Below are 17,090 nucleotides of genomic sequence, written 5' to 3'. Positions count from 1 at the left end.
CCGTCAGGCGTCCCACCAGGTCCGGATCGCGGCGGCGAACGCCTGCGGCGCCTCCACCGGCGTGAGGTGTCCGGCGCCGGGCAGTTCGACGTAGGTCGACCGCGGCAGCGACCCGGCCAACTCCCGCCCCACCGCGGGCGGCGCGAGGCCGTCGTGCTCGCCGACGAGGACGAGCGCGGGCACGTCCGCGCCGCGCAGCACCTCGGCCGAATCGCGTCGGGCGGCCATGGCCCGCTGCGCCCACGCCACCTCGACCGGGTCCTGGTCGAGCACGAACCCGCGCACCCCGGCCACCACGTCGGCGGACGGCTCGGGTCCGAGCAGTCCGGGCACGACCGCGTCCGGCAGCCACTCCAGCCCCTCGGCCTCCACCCGCCGCGCGACCGCGAGCCGGGTGGCGCGGGCCGTGTCGGTGTCCGCACCCGCCCGCGTGTCGGCGAGGACCAACCCGGCCACCCGCTCCGGCGCGAGCCGCAGCACGGCCATGGCGACGTACCCGCCCATCGAACACCCGCCGAGAATCACCCGACCGAGTGGCTCGATCAGCTCCACCACGTCCCGCGCCAGCACGTCGAGATCGGGCTCCCGACCTGATCCGCGCAGGTCAGGCGTGATGACGTCGAGTTCGGCCCGCACCCCGTCCCACATCCGCGAGTCGAGCGGAAACGCGTGCAACAGCACCACCGGAGGCATTCCCATGCCGAAGATTGTCGGACCCGGTCCCTACCGTGGTGCCATGACCACCGACCCGACGGAGCTGCGCACGGAACGCCTGGTGCTGCGCCGCGTGACGGACGCGGACGTCCCCGCGGCGATCAGGATCATGGGCGACCCGGAGACGAACCGGTACAACCCGGCGGGCGCTCCGACTCCCGAGGAGGCCACCGCCCAGGTGGCCGAGTGGCAGGAGCACTGGCGGCGCGACGGGATCGGCTACTGGTCGGTGACCCTGCGGACGACCGGCGACCAGGTCGGCTTCGGCGGCCTGCGCCACCACGTCCAGGACGGCGAACAGACCCTCAACCTCTTCTACCGCTTCACACCGATCCACTGGGGCAAGGGCTACGCCCCGGAAATGGCCGCGGCGGCCATCGCCTGGGCGGACACGAACACCCCCGACCGCCCGGTGGTGATCATCACCGACGTCGACAACAAACCGTCGCAACGGGTGGCGGAGAAACTCGGATTCGTCCACACGGCCGACTCGATCACGATCGACGGCCCGGTCCTGGTCTGGCGCCGCCTTTCCGGAGGGGAACCCCGGTAAACCCCACTCGACAATCACCGGGCAGCGGGCACCCGCCCTTTCCAGGGGTCGCCCGGGACATACCGCGGACAGGTCGAAGAACCCGTGACGGTCATCCTCGCCCCGCTCGCGCATCCTTTGGCCGGCCGCTGCGGTGCGTGAACGCGTCGCCTTCCACCGGCAGGTCAGCGGCAGCAGGTCGGGAGCGGCACCCCGACCACCCGACAGCGGATCGCCGACGCCAGGCCATCGGCATCGCATCACCGGTGTCAGGGCATCGGTGTCAGATCACCAACGGCGGCGAGTGGGCGTCCGGCGGGACCGCGACGACCAGCAGTACGGGTGCCAGTGCCGTCGGTCGGCCACCGAGCCGTGCTCGCCGGACGGCCAGGCCACCACGTGCGGCGTCCCGGGCCGGATCTCGTGATCGCACCCCGGACACCGGTAGTTCTTCGTGGTCCCCGCCCCGCTGACGTTGCGCACCAACCACTCGCCGTCCGCGGCCTGCTCGGCCCGCGCCCAGCCGTGTCCGGCGGGCGGGCGCGGTTCGTCGTCCGGGCGTTTGGGGCGGTTGCGGCGTGGCACGGCTTCCCAGGGTAATCCCGCCGGGTGACGCCCGATCGCCTACGGTCGGGCGGATGAACAAGTGGCAGCGGATCGCGGTCGTGACCGTGCTCCTGGCCGAAGTAGCGGTGACCCTGTTACCGATCGCGCGGACCCTGAGCGTGCTGGACGAGCTGACCAACCTTGAACGCCAGGCGGTCACCGTCTCGGCGGAGGACCGGACCGCGACCGAGGCGAAACGACGACACGCCCCACGCGTCGGTGTCCGGGTCGCCACGATCACGATCCTGATGGTCACCGCCGGGGTGGCGGCGGCGACCGTCCTGGCCCGCCCCCGGTCGCGCTCGTGGTTGGGGACGTTCGCCGGCACGCGGGTGGCGGTGGTGGGCCTGGCCTGGTCCTACGGGCTGCCGGCGGTGGCGGCGCTGGCGGGCGTGAGCCTGGTCGCCGTGTCCACGCTGGTGCTCATGCCCGGCAGACCGCGACAATGACCCCGTGCCGACCTACGAGTTCCGCTGCAAGACGTGTGGTTCGACGTTCGACGTGAACCGTCCCCTCGCCGAGTCCTCGGCGCCCGCGTCCTGCCCCGAGGGCCATGACGACACCGTGAAGCTGCTGTCGATGGCCGGTCTCGCCGGCAAGACGACGGGCGGCGGACAGGGCGGTGGCGGGTGCTGCGGCGGCGGGTGCTGCGGCTGACCCCGGTCAGGCAGGCTCCTTGCCCAGCAACAGCTCGGCCACCCTCTTGCCCTGGTCGCAGATCGCACCGAACCGGGCCGACCCGTCGATCACGATGATCCCGATCCCGCCACCCGCGTAGTCCATCGCCAGCACGCACGACGGCTGCACCTCGGTGTCCGTCGTGCGATCGCTGTAGGCGACCTTGCGCCCGCCGACCTCGACCTCGCCGGTCGCGTCCTTGAGCGTGATGGTGCGGCTCTCCCGGAACCGCAGGGTCACGCCGACGTCCAGGTCGTCCACGTGCGTCTGCCACTTGCACGACTGGTCGAACGACGAGTCGTACCCGGTGTCGGTGGGCTTGGCGTTCTTGTCGGGCACGTCGTAGGGCAGGTCCTTCCACCCGATCAGCGAACACACGTCGCCCACCGCCGACGGCTCGGCGGAACCGGACGGGTCGGGCGAATCCGTGGACGACGGGTCCGTCTCCTCGGTCGAGGACGGATCCTCGCCCCCGAACGGCGGCTCGACCTCCAGGGGCGCCGTCGACACCGGCGCGCCGTTGACCTTGTACGAGCACCCGCCGACCACCGCGAGGGCCGCCACCAGGAACGGGATCACCAGACGTCGCATACCACCACGATGCCAAACGGTCCAACCCTGCCCGCGCCCAGGTGTCCCCACGCTCCATCACCCCGATCCGGGTCGAATGCCCCCGAGTACCCGTCTCGCGGTGTCTGAACGCACAACTCGCAGTGCCTGAGTGCACAACTCGCGGTGTCTGAAGGCACGACTCGCGGGGTGGGTGGGGGTCAGGTCAGCCAGCGGACGCTCTCGGCGGCGGCGGTGGCCACCTCGGGCAAGGAGGCACCGCTCTCGGCCGCCACGGCGGCGGCCACGGCACCCTCCACCACAGGCGCGGCCACGACCACCACCGGCACCGAAGCCCCTTCGGCCGCCAACTCCGCGACCATCCGCGCACTGCCCAGGTCGTAGAGGATCACCACCCCCGAGGACGCCCGCCCCACCGCCGCCGACACCGCCGCGAAGTCGGTACCCAACCGACCGGACAGCCCACCGCACGCCGTGATCGACACGTGCGGAGCCATCTCTGCGGCCAACTCCACCACGCCCTCGGCCAACAGCCGACTGTGCGACACGATCACCAACGAGATCATCGGGCCGCGTCCGCGAAAGCCCGCAGCACCAACGCCGTCGACCGCGCCCCCGGATCGAGGTGGCCCGCGCTCCGCGCCCCCAAGTAGGCCGCACGCCCCTTACGCGCCACCAAAGGCACGGTCGAAGCCGCCCCTTCCGCCGCCGCCACGGCCGCCGCCTCCAACACCGCGGCGACCGACCCCCCACTGGCCGCCGCGGACTCGGCGGCGGCAACAGCCGGAGCAAGCGCGTCCACCATCGTCTTGTCCCCCACCGCGGCCTTGCCCAAAGCCACGACACCCTCCAACGCGGCAGCCAACGCCGAGGCCACCACGAACCCGTCCAACGGCCGCCCCTCCACCGCACCGGCCGCACGCAGGAACCCCGTGCCGTACAAGGGCCCCGCCGCACCCCCGACCTTGGAGATCAACAGCGTGGCCACCTGCCTCAGCACCGGCCCGGAACCATCCACAGTGGACACAGCGGCGGCGAATCCCCGCCGGAGGTTCTCCCCGTGGTCACCGTCGCCGATCACGCGGTCCAGCTCCACCAGCTCGTCGCGGTGCGCCGCGACCACGGCCGCCACCGCCAGAACCGCCGCCCGGCACTCCATCACATCCCCCAGCGCAACGCCGCCGTGCGCACCGGCGCGTCCCACCACTCGACCAACCGGGCCAGCCGCGACCGCTCCTCCGGCAGGAAGATCCGCGCACCGTCCAGCACCACCACCGTGATGCTCAGCCCTCGCATCTCCAGACTGGTCACGAACGACCCGACCAGCCGCCGCTCCACCACCACACCCCAGTGCTCGACCAACGACCGCTCGGCGATCCCGTGCGCCAGGTACAGCTCCACCGGCGGCGTCCCGCCCATCCCGTTGGTCAGCACGAGCACCCGGTCGCCCCGACCCACCGGCAGTTGGACCGCCACCTCGGACGCCATCCCCTCCACCAACGCCCGAGCGGGTCGCAGCTCCTGCCGCTCATGCCCCGGCTCGCCGTGGATGCCGACGCCGTACTCGACCTCCGCGGGCCCGAGCACGAAACCCGGCGAGCCGACGTGCGGCACGGTCCCGGCCTCCAGCGCCACGCCGATCGAGAACGCGTGCGAAGCCACATGCCGGCCGATCTCCAGACAGGTCTCCAGGTCCGCGCCACCGGCCGCCGCCGCGCCGAGGATCTTCTCGACGACCAGGGTCCCGGCCACCCCGCGCTGCGCCACGACGTCGTCGGCCACGACCAGGGTCCGCACCTCGATCCCCTCGGCAAGAGCCATCTCGGCCGCCAACTCGAAGTTGAGCACGTCCCCGGTGTAGTTCTTCACGATCAGCAGCACACCCGCGCCACCGCCGACCGCCCGCACAGCCGCCACGATCTGGTCGGGTGTGGGCGAGGTGAACACCTCGCCGGGCACGGCGGCGTCCAACATCCCCGGCCCCACGAACCCGATGTGCAGCGGCTCGTGCCCCGATCCGCCGCCGGACACGAGCGCGACCTTGCCCCGCACCGGCGCGTCGGCCCGCACCACGAACACCGGGTCGTACGACACACGCACCAGATCGGCGTGCGCGACCTCGAACCCGCGCAACGCGTCGACGACCACGGTCGCCGGCTCGTTGATGATCTTCTTCATGGAGCGCCTCCCGTCACCCCATTCCTACGCCGTCAGCGCCCGCGCAGCACCCGGATCAGCCGCACCAGTCGGCGGACGGTCCGCGCACCCCGGTCGTAGGTCATCACGTCCAGCAAGGGCCGGAACCGCCGCCGGGTCACCGACCGCGCGTAGCAGAACTCGCGCAACCCGTCCGGCCCGTGGATCCGCCCGAACCCGGAGTCGCCGACACCGCCGAACGGCAGGCCGGGCACCGACGCGTACGCCAGGACCCCGTTCACCGCCACCATCCCGCAGCGCAGCCGGGCGGCGATCTCCTCGCCGCGGGCCTTCGAGTACACGGCCGCGCCGAGGCCGTAACGCGACGAGTTCGCCAGCGCCACGGCCTCGTCGACGTCGGCGACCCGGCGCACCACCAGGATCGGCCCGAACGTCTCCTCGGTCGCCGCCGCCGCGTCGTCCGGCACGTCCACCAGCACGACGGGTTCGACGAACGGCGGCCGGATCGACTCCGGTCCGCCGACGACGGCCCGCGCGCCGCGCGCCAACGCCTCGGTCACGTGCGCCCGGATGACGTCCACCTGACCGGGCATGGTGATCGGCCCGAAGTCGGCGTCGGGATCACCGCCGGGACGCACCCTGGACGCGGCGGCGGTCACCTCGCGCACGAACTCGTCGTACACCGCGTCGGCGACGTAGACCCGTTCCACGCCCGCGCAGGTCTGCCCGGAGTTGAAGAACCCGCCCCACACCGCGCCCCGGGCGGCGGCGCGCACATCCGCGTCCTCGGCCACGATCAACGCGTCCTTGCCGCCGCACTCCAGCAGCACGGGCGTCAACGACGAGGCGCACGCCGCGAGCACCTTGCGCCCGGTCGCGGTCGACCCGGTGAACGCGATCTTGTCCACGCCCGCCGCGCACAGCGACGCACCGGTCTTCCCGTACCCGGTCACGACGGTGAACACCGGGAACTCGGGCACGACCTCGGCGAACGCCGACGCCAGGAACTCACCGACGCCGGGTGTGAACTCGCTGGGTTTGAACACCACCGCGTTGCCCGCCGCGAGCGCGTACGCCGCCGAACCCATGGGCGTGAACGCCGGGTAGTTCCACGGTCCGATCACGCCGACCACACCCAGCGGCCGGTACTCGACGGTCGCCGCGTGGTTGTGCCCCAGCACGCCGGACGCGACCTTGCGCCGCCGCAACACCTTCTCCGCGTTGCGGGCCGCCCAGTGCAGGTGGTCGACGACCAGCACGGACTCGGTGCGCGCGTCGTCGGCAGACTTCCCGGTCTCGGCGCTGATCAACGTCTGGAGGTCGCCGAGCCGCTTGACCAGCAGCCGGCGCCACGCGTCGAGCCGGGCCTTGCGGCCGGCGAACCCGAGGTCGGCCCAGAACACCGCCGCCGCGCGGGCGGCCTCGACGGCGGCACGGACGTCGGCGGCGTCGTGGACCTGGTGGTGGCCGACGACCTCGCCCGTGCGCGGGTCGAGGGACGCGAACCGGGAAGCATCGACCATCGGGCGTCCCTCCAGATCACGACGGGTTTCCGAAGGGTATTCGGCTACTCGCGGGGACGCCGACGGGGGTGCCTCACGGTCTGGGGATCTTGGGCAGGACGGCCTTGGCCAACGCCTGCGCCCGCTCGCACCGGTTGAACGTCGCCTTCGACGGTCCGGCCGACTTCACCTCGACGGTCTCGCCCTCGTCGCCGGAGGCCAGGCGCTGCACCCACTTGATCGTGCACGTGGGGAACGCGGTCGACCCGTCGACCTGGTAGCCGACGACCCCGTTGCCGAGGTCCACCTCGGTCTGCTTGGGGTCGAACTTCTTGTCGCGCGGCACGAACCCGAGCCGGAAGTCCAGCCCGGCCTCCTCGCTGTCGCCCAGCCACGAGCACGTGTGCAGCCCGTACGGGTAGGTCCGGGCCTGGGTGCCGGCCGCCGCCGTGACCGCCGCCTTGTCCGGCAGCGAGCACGCGTCCAACGTCAGCAGCGAACCCTTGGCCGGGGTGACCGGCGACGGCTTGGTCTTGAGCTTCTTGACCACGGCCTCGGCCACGACCCGGCCGGGCGCGCACGGTTCGTCCTCCTTGGACCCGATCTGCACGGTGATGCCCAGGCCCGGCTTCTCCTGCGTGATCACGGAGACGAAGCACGCGCTGCCGGGCAGCACCTGCTCGTGCGACTTGAGCCCGGCGAGCTGCTTCTTGGCGTTGTTCAGCTCGGCGGTCAGCGACTGCCCGACGTCGACCGTGACGGCGAGGTCCTTCTTGTTCTTGTCCTTCATGAAGTTCGAGCACCGGCTGAACCCGCTGCGCGAGGTCTCGCCGGGCGTGCCCAACTGGGCGAGCAGGTCGCGTTCGAGCAACGCGCACGGGTCGATCAACCGCAGTTTGTCCACCGCGAACGCCGGGTCGACCGGTCCCTCGCCCGCCGTGCCGGTCGGCGCCGCGCCGGTGCTCGTCGCCACCGCGTCCGCGGCGTCCTTGGCCGGGATGGTGCTGCGCGCGGACGGGGGCTGCTTGCTGAGGTCCGTTCCGGCACAGCCGGCCAGGACCAGGAGCGCACACAGGACGGCGACGAGACGGGGCACGGGTGCACGGTAGCGACCAAAGGTGTGAAAAGGGGTCACATCACGGGGTTGAGCCTCGCCACAGCATTCGGGAACGATTCAGCCCTCCGGCACCCGCAACGGCCGCAGCAACGCCCACGCGGTGAACACGAGCGCCAGTGCGACCATGCCGCCACCCGCCCACAGGTTGACGTTGAACCCGTCCGCCGCGGCGAGGTCGTCGGCCGCCGTGAACCACAGGCCGACGACGACCAGCACGACCCCGTACACCCCGAACAGCGCGGCGATCACCACGCGCAGGTCGGACAGTCCCGACACGACGACCTCCTCAGCCGAAGACGATGTTGAGCAGCAGGGTCAGGACGAGCACCGCGCCGCCGAGCAACGCGGGCGACCGGTACCACCCGGCGTTCTCGCCGGAGGTGTCGTGCTCCCGGTCCTTCTTGGGCGTCAGTCCGTAGACCAGGCCCGTGAGACGTTCGGGTGGCACGGGCTTCGTGACCAGCGTGACGGCCACGCTCACCACGATGTCGACCGCGAACGCCACGCCCGCGCCCAGGAAACTCGCGCCCTGGCCGGGCAGGTCGAGCACGCCGGTCTCGGCGAGCACGAACACGCCGACGGCCGCGAGCGTGCCCGCGACCAGGCCCGACCAGCCCGCGGCGGCCGACATCCGCCTCCAGAACATGCCGAGGATGAACGTGGCGAACAGCGGCGCGTTGAAGAACGAGAACAGCGCCTGCAGGTAGTCCATGATGTTGCCGTAGCCGGCCGCGAAGAACGCCGTGCCGATCGCGATCAGCACGCCGACGACCGTCGCGATCCGACCGACCTTGAGGTAATAGCCGTCCGGCCGCTCCTTGCGGACGTAGCTCTGCCACAGGTCGTAGGTGAACACGGTGTTGAACGACGACACGTTCGCCGCCACACCCGCCATGAACGACGCCAGCAGACCCGTGATCGCGATGCCGAGCATGCCGTTGGGCAGCAGGTCGCGCATGAGCAGCGGCAACGCGTTGTTGTAGGTGACGCCGGTGGCCTCGCCGCCCTTGAGCGCGGCCATCTCCGGGACGACGACCGCCGCGATGATGCCCGGGATGATCACCACGAACGGGATCAGCGCCTTGGGGAACGCGCCGATGATCGGCGTCCGCTTCGCCGCCGACATGCTCTTGGCCGACAGGGCGCGCTGGACCTCGGCGAAGTTCGTCGTCCAGTAGCCGAACGACAGCACGAACCCGAGCCCGAACACGATGCCCAGCACGCTGAGCACGGGGTTCGAGATGCCGGTGAGTTCGGTGGCGGGCCAGGCCGAGAGCTGGTCGGCGCCGCCGGGACCGGCCGTGACCTTGTCGACCAGGCCCTGCCACCCGCCGACCTTGTGCAGGCCGACGATCGTCAACGGCAGCAGCGCGGCCAGGATCACGAAGAACTGCAACACCTCGTTGTAGATCGCGGCCGACAGCCCGCCGAGCGTGGTGTACACGAGCACGATCGCGGCGGCGGCGACCACCGACAGCGGGATCGGCCAGCCCAGCAGGAGGTTGAGCAGCAACGCCAGCGCGTACAGGTTCACGCCCGCGATCAGCACCTGGGCGACGGCGAAGCTGATCGCGTTGACCAGGTGCGCGCCCGTGCCGAACCGGCGGCGCAGGAACTCGGGGACGCTGCGCACCTTGGAGCCGTAGTAGAACGGCATCATCACCAGGCCGAGGAACACCATGGCCGGGATCGCGCCGATCCAGTAGTAGTGCACGGTCGCCATGCCGTACTGGGCGCCGTTCGCCGACATGCCGAGCAATTCGATCGCGCCCAGGTTCGCGGACACGAACGCCAGGCCCGTGACCCACGCGGGCAGCGACCGCCCGGACAGCAGGAAGTCCAGGCTGGAGGTGACCGACCGGCGGGCCAGGAACCCGATGCCGAGCACGAACACGAAGTACAGCGCCAACAGGGCGTAGTCGAGCGGACCCGCGTCCAAGCGCAGGTCCGCTTCCGCCAGGGGCACCATCGCCCACCTCCCGGGTCGCGCCGCCAGTACGCGGGACTACCCGGACGGAAACCTGTTCACCCGGTGAGTACGAAAGGTGCTTCGGCCTGATACGGACCGGCCCCCGCACGCAGGAAGAACTGTGTCCCCGGACCGGACCCACCGAACGAATCGGGCACGACCACCTCGGCGTCGGCGAATCCACCGACGGCGTCGGCCGTCACCTCGCCCACCTTGGTGTCGTGGAAGGACAGCACGACGCGGGCGTTGGGCGGAAACCCCTGGCCCGTGAGTTTGACCTTGTCCCCGGCCTTGCCGGCCATGGGCAGCGCGGACAGCCGGGCGCCGGTCGCGAGCCGTGTCGTGGTCACCGGCGCGACGAACGCGGGATCGGCCTGCCGGACCGGAAGGGGCGTGGACGCCGCCTCGACCGAACAACCGCTCAGCACCACCACGAACACAGCGGGCAACCAGGGTCTTCGCACGGAATCCTCCAGAAGGCGCTACCGGGCCGTCAGCCTAACCCGGCCGTTTCCCCTGGGACGCATCCGTTCGGGTCAGCGCTTCACGGAGCAGTTCGGCGCCGTCCGGCCACCGCCGATCGGCGAGTTCGAACACGAACCTCCGCACCTGAGGCCCGCTCACCACCAGGTCTTCGACGTCGGCCGCGTGCGCCACCAGACGGACCGCCACGAGGTAACTGTGAACCGCCGGCGTCGTGAACCAGTAGGTCCCCTCGCCGTCCCCCAGCAGCAGGTACTGCACACAGGCATCGAACAAATCCTGCGCGACCGCGTAGTCGCCGAGCACTTCCCGGAGCATGGCGACGGCGGGCGCCCGTCGGAACTCGGTCCTGGCCGACGCGAGGGCGGCCAACGCCAGGACCGTGTCGTCGGTGATCATGTCGGCCAACACCGTGCGCAGGTACGCCTCGACTGTCGCGCAGTGGCCCCACGGTTGCCCACGTCGCGCGTCGCGCACGGCTTCGACGACCAACCCGGGAGTGATCAACAGCTCGTCCGGCGCCGGTACCGGAACCCGCTCCCGGTCGCAGTACCGGTCGACGTCGCGGGTTTCGGGCGGCAGCATCCGGTAGTGCGCGAACATCTTCTCGTCGATCAGGCCGACGTCGCGCGGTCGCAGGGTCAGCGCCACCCTGAGGTCCGGGTACCGGAGGACGAAGTTCTCGACGACCTCGGCGATCCTGGCCCGTCGCTCGTCCGGCACCTTGCTGAGCCCGTCGAACAACACCAGTGCCCTACCGGACGCGAAGAGCCCCGACACCCACCCGTCGGGCACGTCGAGCTGGTTGACCGTGCGCACATGGTGCTCGACGAATCCGGCGATCGACCGGTGTGGGGGGTACTCGTCGCCGAACCGGGCCAACGACACCACGAATGGCACGTGGTCGACGGTCCGCTTCATCAGTCCCCGGGCGAACACCAGGAGCAGCGTGAAGTTGCCCGAACCGGGCTCGCCGATGAACAGGGCCCGGCGCAACTGCTCGTCGAAGTCGTCGAGCACCTCCGGCCCGTACGGACCATCGACCCGCAATGGCATGAGGTCCACACCGAGCAGCCGCCTGAGCCGGTTCGCCTCCTGTCGCAAGTACAGCGGCACCAGATCGTCCGAGGGGGCGTTGGCCCGGTTCCAGAGGTCGCGGAAGTAGTCGACGTCGCCGTCGAGGGCGCGGACCAGGTTCGCCACGACGGACCACGACGGGAGCCGCTTGCCGTTGAGCGCGTCGTGCGCGCTGGTATGGCTCATATCCGCCGACGACGCCAGGGTCCGCATGCTCGGCGCACCCGCGCGCAGGTGGAGGTCACGCAGCTCTTCGGTCAGTCGAGCGGCTGCTGACTCCACGGTCGTTCTCCTCGGGGTTCACCCTGATTGCGTGCGGGGTCGGACGAGCCGTACCCTACGTGTCAGACGTGTCAGATGTACAGATCTGACACCCCGGCGGAACCCTTTCTCCTCGGTCGACGCTCAGAGAAGAGGATCTCATGCCCGCGACGACGGCTCAAAAACAGTTCCTGCTCGTGTGGATGGCGTTCGCGCTCCTCGTGGCGGTCGGCGTCGCCTTCGTCGCGGGCTGGCTGTCCTGGCTCTCGACCGCCGACGTGCCCGGTTCGATCATCACGGGCGGGGTGGCGTTCGGGGGAACGCTCACCCTCGCCATCGCGATCATCGTCCTGCTGCGGGGGCGCTGATCTCCTCGTCCAGCCACACCAGGTAAGCCTGACCGTCGACCGCGAACAGCGCGCGAACCCCTTCGGCGGTGTCCGCGTGGGCCGCGAACTCACTGCTCACCGACGCCGCCTCGGCCCGATCCGCGTAGGCAAGGCCGTAGGCGGAGACCACGACGTCCCCGTCCACCCATTCCTCCACGATCGCGAACTTCCGCGGCGCACTCTCGCTCGCCACCTCGTGCAACAGCGTGTCGAAGTCGATTTCCATGCCAACCCCTCACTCGATGGTGACTGTCCGCAGCGACCCGCTACGGTACGCGGACATCAGAATGCCTCTGCACGTCGGAATATGCAAGTCGTGCAAGTACATGTCGTGCACTTGCGGATGAGCTTGAGCCCGACTCGGATCACAGCCACACTGACGTGGCTCCCAAGGGGAGTTGAGGAAGGATTGGACATCGTGGCCGCGAAGAAGAGCATGCCGACCGTTCGACTACGGCGGTTGGCCACTCAGCTCCGCCGTCTTCGCGAAGGCGCCGACCTCACCCGCGAGGAGGTGGCCGAGCGGACGAACATCAACGCCGCCACCCTCTACCGGATCGAGACCGCCAAGTCGCGCCCACAGACCCGCACACTGCTGACCCTCCTCGACCTCTACGACACCCCGGCCGATGAGCAGGAACGTCTGAAGACCCTGTCGAAGGAGTCGGTCAAGCCGGGCTGGATCCGCCCGTGGCACGAGAGCCTGGCCGAGGAGTACACGACCTACATCAGCTTCGAGGACGAAGCGCAAGGCATGCGCAACTACTCGGGACTATTCATGCCAGGCCTGCTTCAGACCGAGGACTACGCCCGTGCAGTAATCGGTGGCGTCTTGCACTCCGCGACCACGGAGCAGATCGAAGATCGTGTCCGTACGCGCATGGAGCGGCGGGCCGTCCTGACCAAGGAGCGGCCACTCCACCTCTGGGCGGTCATCGACGAGGCCGCACTGCGCAGGGAGATCGGTGGTCGAGAGGTCATGCACGCCCAACTGGAACACCTGCGTCAGACGGCGATGGTCGCCACCGTGAAGATCCAGATCATCCCGTTCAGCTCGGGTTCCCATCCCGGCATGCCTGGCCAGTTCGTCGTAATGGAGTTCGAGGACCCGATGGATGCCGACCTGATCTACGTCGACGGACAGGCCGGTGAGACGCTCCTGGAGTCCGAGACGGATATCAAGCGTTTCCGCTCCGACTTCGACCACCTGGTCGCCGTGGCCATGAGCCCCAACGACTCGTCGGCGTTCATCGCCGAGATCGCATCCGAGTACCGACGAAATGAGGCACGGCCATGAAGTACGAAGACCTGTCAGGCGCAGCTTGGCGCACGAGCAGCTACAGCGGCAACGGGGAGGCTTGCGTCGAAGTGGCCCCGGTAGACGATCGGGTCGCCGCCCGCGACTCCAAGAACCCCACGGGCCCGGTCCTGACCTTCACCGCCGACCAGTGGCGCACCTTCTGCACCAGCCTCACAGGGGCCGACCGCCCCTAACAACCGCTGGGGGTAGCGTCCGACCGTGATCATCTGGCTCAACGGCAGTTTCGCGGCAGGAAAAACGACGCTGGCCGGGGAGTTGCTCAGGCGACTCCCCCAGGCGGTCGTCTTCGACCCCGAGGAACTCGGCATCACCCTGTGGAAGTGGGTCCCGCCCAACGACGACTTCCAAAACCTCGCGGCCTGGCGCGAACTGGTGGTCGCCACAGCGATCTCGCTACGCAGACACCACACGGACACCCTCATCATCCCGATGACCTTGACCAACACCGCCTACCAGGCAGAGATCCTCGGCGGCCTGGCAACGGCAGGCGAGGAAGTCCTCCACGTCTTCCTGGAAGCCGACCCCACCGTCCTGATCGCCAGACTGGACGCCCGAGGCCCCGTCACCGACACCCCGGTAACCGGCCAAACGGCCCGCGAGTGGGCCCTGGAACGCATGACCGCAGCCATCACAGCCGCCGCCCACCAACCAAGCGGAACCCTGAAACTCCGCTCGGACCACCTCACCACCACTGAACTGGCAGACGAGGTACTGGCCGCCGCCGAACTACATTCGACCAGGTAGGCCACAACGCACCGGGAGGCCCAAATGCCAGCCACCCCGACCACCACGACCTGGCGCACCAGCAGCCACAGCGGCGAAGGCCCAAGCTGCGTGGAAGTGGCCTGGCGAACCAGCACGCACAGCGGCAACGGCGCATCCTGCGTAGAAGTCGGCTGGCACACGAGCACCCACAGCGCCAACGGGCAGTCGTGCGTAGAGGTGACCCCAACGAACGAACAAGTCCTGACCCGGGACTCGAAAAACCCCACCGGCCCGGCGCTCTCCTTCAGTACCACCGAATGGCGCCGCTTCCTCCACACCCTCGACCGCTGACCGCACACATCCGGAGGCGGCTCGGCAGGCGCCCTTTCGTGGGTCGCACGCCGCAGCACGAGCGGATATCGCCGACTCTCGAACCGGCGATATCCGCAGTAGTGCGTTGCGCACAGTCGTTGCGGCCGGTGTCGTAAACGGCCAAATGGCCGCACCGGCACTGCGGGAGGAGGCCGCTGCGAGGTGTCATCCCTGGGGGAAGTCGCCGAGCAGGTTTCCCGAGCTTCTGACAAAGCGTCACAGTGCTTGAACATGCTGGTGTCGGCCCGCGAACTCGCGGAGGACGCGCGAACGACGTTGTCGACCGCATTGACGGGTGCGCACGACTTGGCAGCCGAGGCCGAGCAGGCGAAAGCCGTCCTTCACCAAGTGGTCGATGGAGCAGCCAGGCTGTGCGCGGTCGTCGAGAAGATCATCTCCGACGCGACGACCTTGCTGACCACCTTGACCGGCAGCGCCAGGTCACCGACGATCCCGCAACTCGCGCGGACACCGGAAAACCCACACCCGACTCCGTTCTCGGCCTCGCCATCAGTCGACGACACGTCTTCGGTCGTCCCGCCCGAACGGATCGAACGGCTCCGCGGGGAACTTCCCGACGATGTTCCGCCCGCCGATCGACGCCCACCAGGCGCACCCCGTCCCAAGACCCACGGAAGGTGGATCGGTCCGGACGGTCGAACCCACGCCGTCCAGAGCGGGGAGGACGGGATGTACCCGGAGTCCGCAACCGCATTGGCCGACCTGGGATTCCGCAGGAAACTGACCCGCGCGTCGGACGTCGAGATGAAGCTGGCCGCCCACATGCGCAACCACGGCATCCACTCAGCCACACTGGTCATCAACAACACTCCGTGCGTGGGCGAATTCGGCTGCGACCGGCTCGTACCGGTCCTGCTGCCCGCAGGCGCCACCCTGACCGTGCACGGCGCGAACGGCTTCGAGAAGACCTATCGGGGAGGAGCGAAACCACCGTGGCGCAAGGACTGAAGGTCTACTACGACGCCGGACACGCCGACGACCCTGTCGTCGTGACCACACCACAACAGGTCCGAGAACTGCTCGCCACAGTGCGGGACAAGCACCCGGCGGGAAACGCGGTCCTGCTCACGATCGTCCACGCCGAAGACCCCTGGTCTTCGGAACTCAACGCAGGCCTCGACGGCGACGTGGGCGTCCTGCACTACTCCGGCGAGGACCACCCCGACGGTGCCTACAGCCACAGCCGAATGCCTTCCAATTCCGAACCGGTGATCTACTACTACGTCACAGCGGACACGGAATTCCCACCCGACTCCGAGGTGACCGCCGCCGATGTGGAAGACGCGGTAGTGGCCTACCTCGCCACCAACCAACGCCCGGAAACCGTGCCCTGGCAAACCGGCCACCGACCGCCACAGGGACCCGAATGAACCCCGGCGAACACCCAGCCCTGCGGTGCGGCAGAGCCGACCACGATCAACGTCTGCTTACCGGCAGGTAAATGCGTACCGGTCGGCGTTCGCTGCCGATGCGGCTCCAGCCAACGAAGATCGCATCACCGAAACGCCGTCGGATACCACGGAGGCGGCGCACACCAGCCGACACCACCCGGCCGCGATCCTCCACCATGCCAGTACTCCTGGGCCGCCCGCCGCACAACGTCCAGAGGAATCTCGGACTCGGGCGGATACTCGGTGTCGGCGGACATCAGGAAGTACAGGACCCGCTCGTCCACCTCGGCCCACTCCGGCCCGGGAGTCGCCTTGCCGAACCACACCCCGTCCGGCGACGAGTAGATCAGCGTCCCCAGCCCCGCCGCACCGTGTATTCCGACGGTCAACGACAACTGCCGCCCCCGCGGCTCCACCGGTCGGGCGATCTTGAGTTCGACGACGGCACGATGACCCCACCCGACCACCTGGTCCACGACGGCATCCAACTCGGCCACCGTCGTAATCGCGACGGGGCCGTCGGGGTCGTACGCCGCGATCAACGCCACCAGACGGGTCAGAACAGCCGGAACTCGTCCGACTCGATCCCGCGCAACGCGTCGTAGTCCAACACCACGCACCGGATGCCCCGGTCCTCCGCCAAAGTCCGCGCCTGCGGCCGGATCTGCTGGGCGGCGAACACCCCGGACACCGGCGCCAACAACGGGTCCCGGTTGAGCAGCTCCAGGTACCGGGTCAACTGCTCGACCCCATCGATCTCGCCGCGCCGCTTGATCTCCACGGCCACCGAGGAACCCGAGGAATCCCGGCACATCAGGTCCACCGGACCGATCGCCGTCGGGAACTCGCGACGGACGAGGGTCCACCCCTCCCCCAACGTGGTCACGTGCTCGGCCAGCAACTTCTGGAGGTCCGCCTCCACCCCGTCCTTCACCAGGCCGGGCTCCGGACCGAGTTCGTGCTTCGAGTCGTGCAGCACCTCGGCCAGGCTGATGATCAACTTCTCGCCGGCCTTGTTCTGCACCACCCACAGGTCCGGCTCCTCGATGAGCCAGCACGGCGGGCTCATCCAGTTCAACGGCTTGTAAGCGCGGTCGTCGGAGTGGATCGACACCGACCCGTCGGCCTTGACCAGCAGCAACCGCTGCGCCATCGGCAGGTGGGCGGTGAGTCGTCCGACGTAGTCGACCTGGCAGCGAGCGATGACGAGGCGCACGGCCGACAG

General features: G+C 69.5%; 25 protein-coding genes. 10 read left to right on the top strand and 15 right to left on the bottom strand.

Annotated elements, in window-relative coordinates:
* Positions 1–3: 3 nt before the first annotated feature.
* Positions 4–699, bottom strand: a complete 696-nt coding sequence (locus tag F4559_RS04880; RefSeq protein WP_184666381.1) for an alpha/beta fold hydrolase — start codon at positions 697–699, stop codon at positions 4–6.
* A gap of 37 nt (positions 700–736) precedes the next feature.
* On the opposite strand from F4559_RS04880, the gene F4559_RS04875 reads away from it, so the two are divergent.
* Positions 737–1,267: a GNAT family N-acetyltransferase gene (locus tag F4559_RS04875; RefSeq protein ID WP_184666380.1), complete on the top strand. Its 531-nt coding sequence runs from the start codon at positions 737–739 to the stop codon at positions 1,265–1,267.
* Positions 1,268–1,534: 267 nt separating this feature from the next.
* Here F4559_RS04875 and F4559_RS04870 read toward each other — a convergent pair whose 3' ends face one another.
* A complete protein-coding gene (locus F4559_RS04870; RefSeq protein ID WP_184666379.1) occupies positions 1,535–1,831 on the bottom strand; it encodes an Rv1322 family protein in 297 nt (98 codons plus the stop codon).
* Between the two features lie 53 nt (positions 1,832–1,884).
* Here F4559_RS04870 and F4559_RS04865 point away from each other — a divergent pair, with 53 nt between their 5' ends.
* Both F4559_RS04865 and F4559_RS04860 read left to right on the top strand, forming a co-directional pair.
* Positions 1,885–2,301 carry a hypothetical protein gene (locus F4559_RS04865; RefSeq protein WP_184666378.1) on the top strand — a complete coding sequence of 139 codons (417 nt, stop codon included), beginning with the start codon at positions 1,885–1,887 and terminating at the stop codon, positions 2,299–2,301.
* A gap of 4 nt (positions 2,302–2,305) precedes the next feature.
* Positions 2,306–2,509: an FmdB family zinc ribbon protein gene (locus F4559_RS04860; protein WP_184666377.1), complete on the top strand. Its 204-nt coding sequence runs from the start codon at positions 2,306–2,308 to the stop codon at positions 2,507–2,509.
* Between the two features lie 6 nt (positions 2,510–2,515).
* Here F4559_RS04860 and F4559_RS04855 read toward each other — a convergent pair whose 3' ends face one another.
* From F4559_RS04855 to F4559_RS04810, 10 genes are all read right to left on the bottom strand, one after another.
* Positions 2,516–3,121 (bottom strand): DUF3558 family protein, encoded by a 606-nt coding sequence (locus tag F4559_RS04855; RefSeq protein WP_184666376.1) that lies wholly within the window; start codon positions 3,119–3,121, stop codon positions 2,516–2,518.
* Positions 3,122–3,300: 179 nt separating this feature from the next.
* Positions 3,301–3,666 carry a dihydroxyacetone kinase phosphoryl donor subunit DhaM gene (gene dhaM, locus F4559_RS04850; protein WP_184666375.1) on the bottom strand — a complete coding sequence of 122 codons (366 nt, stop codon included), beginning with the start codon at positions 3,664–3,666 and terminating at the stop codon, positions 3,301–3,303.
* Positions 3,663–4,259, bottom strand: a complete 597-nt coding sequence (dhaL, locus tag F4559_RS04845) for a dihydroxyacetone kinase subunit DhaL (protein WP_184666374.1) — start codon at positions 4,257–4,259, stop codon at positions 3,663–3,665. Before dhaL ends, dhaM begins: the two co-directional genes overlap by 4 nt.
* A complete protein-coding gene (locus tag F4559_RS04840) occupies positions 4,259–5,278 on the bottom strand; it encodes a dihydroxyacetone kinase subunit DhaK (protein ID WP_184666373.1) in 1,020 nt (339 codons plus the stop codon). Before F4559_RS04840 ends, dhaL begins: the two co-directional genes overlap by 1 nt.
* A 32-nt stretch (positions 5,279–5,310) precedes the next feature.
* Positions 5,311–6,780, bottom strand: a complete 1,470-nt coding sequence (locus tag F4559_RS04835) for an aldehyde dehydrogenase family protein (protein WP_184666372.1) — start codon at positions 6,778–6,780, stop codon at positions 5,311–5,313.
* Positions 6,781–6,853: 73 nt separating this feature from the next.
* Positions 6,854–7,855, bottom strand: a complete 1,002-nt coding sequence (locus tag F4559_RS04830) for a hypothetical protein (RefSeq protein ID WP_184666371.1) — start codon at positions 7,853–7,855, stop codon at positions 6,854–6,856.
* A gap of 78 nt (positions 7,856–7,933) precedes the next feature.
* Positions 7,934–8,152 (bottom strand): hypothetical protein, encoded by a 219-nt coding sequence (locus tag F4559_RS04825; protein ID WP_184666370.1) that lies wholly within the window; start codon positions 8,150–8,152, stop codon positions 7,934–7,936.
* Positions 8,153–8,162: 10 nt separating this feature from the next.
* Complete coding sequence (locus F4559_RS04820; RefSeq protein WP_184666369.1) at positions 8,163–9,845, bottom strand: sodium:solute symporter family protein; 1,683 nt, start codon at positions 9,843–9,845, stop codon at positions 8,163–8,165.
* Positions 9,846–9,901: 56 nt separating this feature from the next.
* A complete protein-coding gene (locus F4559_RS04815; protein WP_184666368.1) occupies positions 9,902–10,309 on the bottom strand; it encodes a hypothetical protein in 408 nt (135 codons plus the stop codon).
* Between the two features lie 34 nt (positions 10,310–10,343).
* Positions 10,344–11,687, bottom strand: coding sequence for an NACHT domain-containing protein (locus tag F4559_RS04810; RefSeq protein ID WP_184666367.1), 1,344 nt, complete (start codon positions 11,685–11,687; stop codon positions 10,344–10,346).
* 140 nt (positions 11,688–11,827) lie between these two features.
* Here F4559_RS04810 and F4559_RS04805 point away from each other — a divergent pair, with 140 nt between their 5' ends.
* The gene (locus F4559_RS04805) at positions 11,828–12,034 is read left to right on the top strand and encodes a hypothetical protein (protein ID WP_184666366.1); all 207 of its coding nucleotides are present in this window, start codon (positions 11,828–11,830) and stop codon (positions 12,032–12,034) included.
* Here F4559_RS04805 and F4559_RS04800 read toward each other — a convergent pair.
* Positions 12,009–12,281: a hypothetical protein gene (locus F4559_RS04800; protein ID WP_184666365.1), complete on the bottom strand. Its 273-nt coding sequence runs from the start codon at positions 12,279–12,281 to the stop codon at positions 12,009–12,011. The genes F4559_RS04805 and F4559_RS04800 overlap by 26 nt on opposite strands.
* A gap of 192 nt (positions 12,282–12,473) precedes the next feature.
* On the opposite strand from F4559_RS04800, the gene F4559_RS04795 reads away from it, so the two are divergent.
* The 6 genes from F4559_RS04795 (at position 12,474) to F4559_RS04770 (ending at position 15,844) form a co-directional block, all read left to right on the top strand.
* Positions 12,474–13,352 carry a helix-turn-helix domain-containing protein gene (locus F4559_RS04795; RefSeq protein WP_184666364.1) on the top strand — a complete coding sequence of 293 codons (879 nt, stop codon included), beginning with the start codon at positions 12,474–12,476 and terminating at the stop codon, positions 13,350–13,352.
* Positions 13,349–13,549 carry a DUF397 domain-containing protein gene (locus F4559_RS04790; protein ID WP_184666363.1) on the top strand — a complete coding sequence of 67 codons (201 nt, stop codon included), beginning with the start codon at positions 13,349–13,351 and terminating at the stop codon, positions 13,547–13,549. Before F4559_RS04795 ends, F4559_RS04790 begins: the two co-directional genes overlap by 4 nt.
* 25 nt (positions 13,550–13,574) lie before the next feature.
* Positions 13,575–14,120, top strand: a complete 546-nt coding sequence (locus tag F4559_RS04785; protein ID WP_184666362.1) for an AAA family ATPase — start codon at positions 13,575–13,577, stop codon at positions 14,118–14,120.
* 24 nt (positions 14,121–14,144) lie between these two features.
* Entirely contained in the window at positions 14,145–14,432 is a 288-nt protein-coding gene (locus F4559_RS04780; RefSeq protein WP_184666361.1) for a DUF397 domain-containing protein, read from the top strand.
* Between the two features lie 183 nt (positions 14,433–14,615).
* A complete protein-coding gene (locus F4559_RS04775; protein WP_184666360.1) occupies positions 14,616–15,422 on the top strand; it encodes a DddA-like double-stranded DNA deaminase toxin in 807 nt (268 codons plus the stop codon).
* A complete protein-coding gene (locus F4559_RS04770; protein WP_184666359.1) occupies positions 15,407–15,844 on the top strand; it encodes an Imm1 family immunity protein in 438 nt (145 codons plus the stop codon). The genes F4559_RS04775 and F4559_RS04770 overlap by 16 nt, the downstream gene beginning before the upstream one ends.
* Positions 15,845–15,969: 125 nt before the next feature.
* On the opposite strand, the gene F4559_RS04765 is transcribed toward F4559_RS04770, so the two are convergent.
* Both F4559_RS04765 and nucS read right to left on the bottom strand, forming a co-directional pair.
* Entirely contained in the window at positions 15,970–16,413 is a 444-nt protein-coding gene (locus F4559_RS04765) for an Imm1 family immunity protein (protein WP_184666358.1), read from the bottom strand.
* A gap of 8 nt (positions 16,414–16,421) precedes the next feature.
* Positions 16,422–17,081, bottom strand: coding sequence for an endonuclease NucS (gene nucS / locus F4559_RS04760; protein ID WP_184666357.1), 660 nt, complete (start codon positions 17,079–17,081; stop codon positions 16,422–16,424).
* Between the last annotated feature and the right edge of the window lie 9 nt (positions 17,082–17,090).

This window comes from Saccharothrix violaceirubra (assembly GCF_014203755.1).
Classification (GTDB): domain Bacteria; phylum Actinomycetota; class Actinomycetes; order Mycobacteriales; family Pseudonocardiaceae; genus Actinosynnema; species Actinosynnema violaceirubrum.
The sequence above is the reverse complement of the archived record's forward strand: the minus strand, read 5'-3'. Positions and strand labels throughout refer to the sequence as shown.

What these genes read in the sequence shown, in the direction of transcription:
- F4559_RS04855 (WP_184666376.1), bottom strand. Translation starts at nt 3,121, where the DNA reads ATGCGACGTCTGGTGATCCCGTTCCTGGTGGCGGCCCTCGCGGTGGTC.
- F4559_RS04865 (WP_184666378.1), top strand. Translation starts at nt 1,885, where the DNA reads ATGAACAAGTGGCAGCGGATCGCGGTCGTGACCGTGCTCCTGGCCGAA.
- F4559_RS04780 (WP_184666361.1), top strand. Translation starts at nt 14,145, where the DNA reads ATGCCAGCCACCCCGACCACCACGACCTGGCGCACCAGCAGCCACAGC.
- F4559_RS04800 (WP_184666365.1), bottom strand. Translation starts at nt 12,281, where the DNA reads ATGGAAATCGACTTCGACACGCTGTTGCACGAGGTGGCGAGCGAGAGT.
- F4559_RS04880 (WP_184666381.1), bottom strand. Translation starts at nt 699, where the DNA reads ATGGGAATGCCTCCGGTGGTGCTGTTGCACGCGTTTCCGCTCGACTCG.
- F4559_RS04805 (WP_184666366.1), top strand. Translation starts at nt 11,828, where the DNA reads ATGCCCGCGACGACGGCTCAAAAACAGTTCCTGCTCGTGTGGATGGCG.
- F4559_RS04835 (WP_184666372.1), bottom strand. Translation starts at nt 6,780, where the DNA reads ATGGTCGATGCTTCCCGGTTCGCGTCCCTCGACCCGCGCACGGGCGAG.
- F4559_RS04875 (WP_184666380.1), top strand. Translation starts at nt 737, where the DNA reads ATGACCACCGACCCGACGGAGCTGCGCACGGAACGCCTGGTGCTGCGC.
- F4559_RS04790 (WP_184666363.1), top strand. Translation starts at nt 13,349, where the DNA reads ATGAAGTACGAAGACCTGTCAGGCGCAGCTTGGCGCACGAGCAGCTAC.
- dhaL (WP_184666374.1), bottom strand. Translation starts at nt 4,259, where the DNA reads ATGGAGTGCCGGGCGGCGGTTCTGGCGGTGGCGGCCGTGGTCGCGGCG.
- dhaM (WP_184666375.1), bottom strand. Translation starts at nt 3,666, where the DNA reads ATGATCTCGTTGGTGATCGTGTCGCACAGTCGGCTGTTGGCCGAGGGC.
- F4559_RS04820 (WP_184666369.1), bottom strand. Translation starts at nt 9,845, where the DNA reads ATGGTGCCCCTGGCGGAAGCGGACCTGCGCTTGGACGCGGGTCCGCTC.
- F4559_RS04840 (WP_184666373.1), bottom strand. Translation starts at nt 5,278, where the DNA reads ATGAAGAAGATCATCAACGAGCCGGCGACCGTGGTCGTCGACGCGTTG.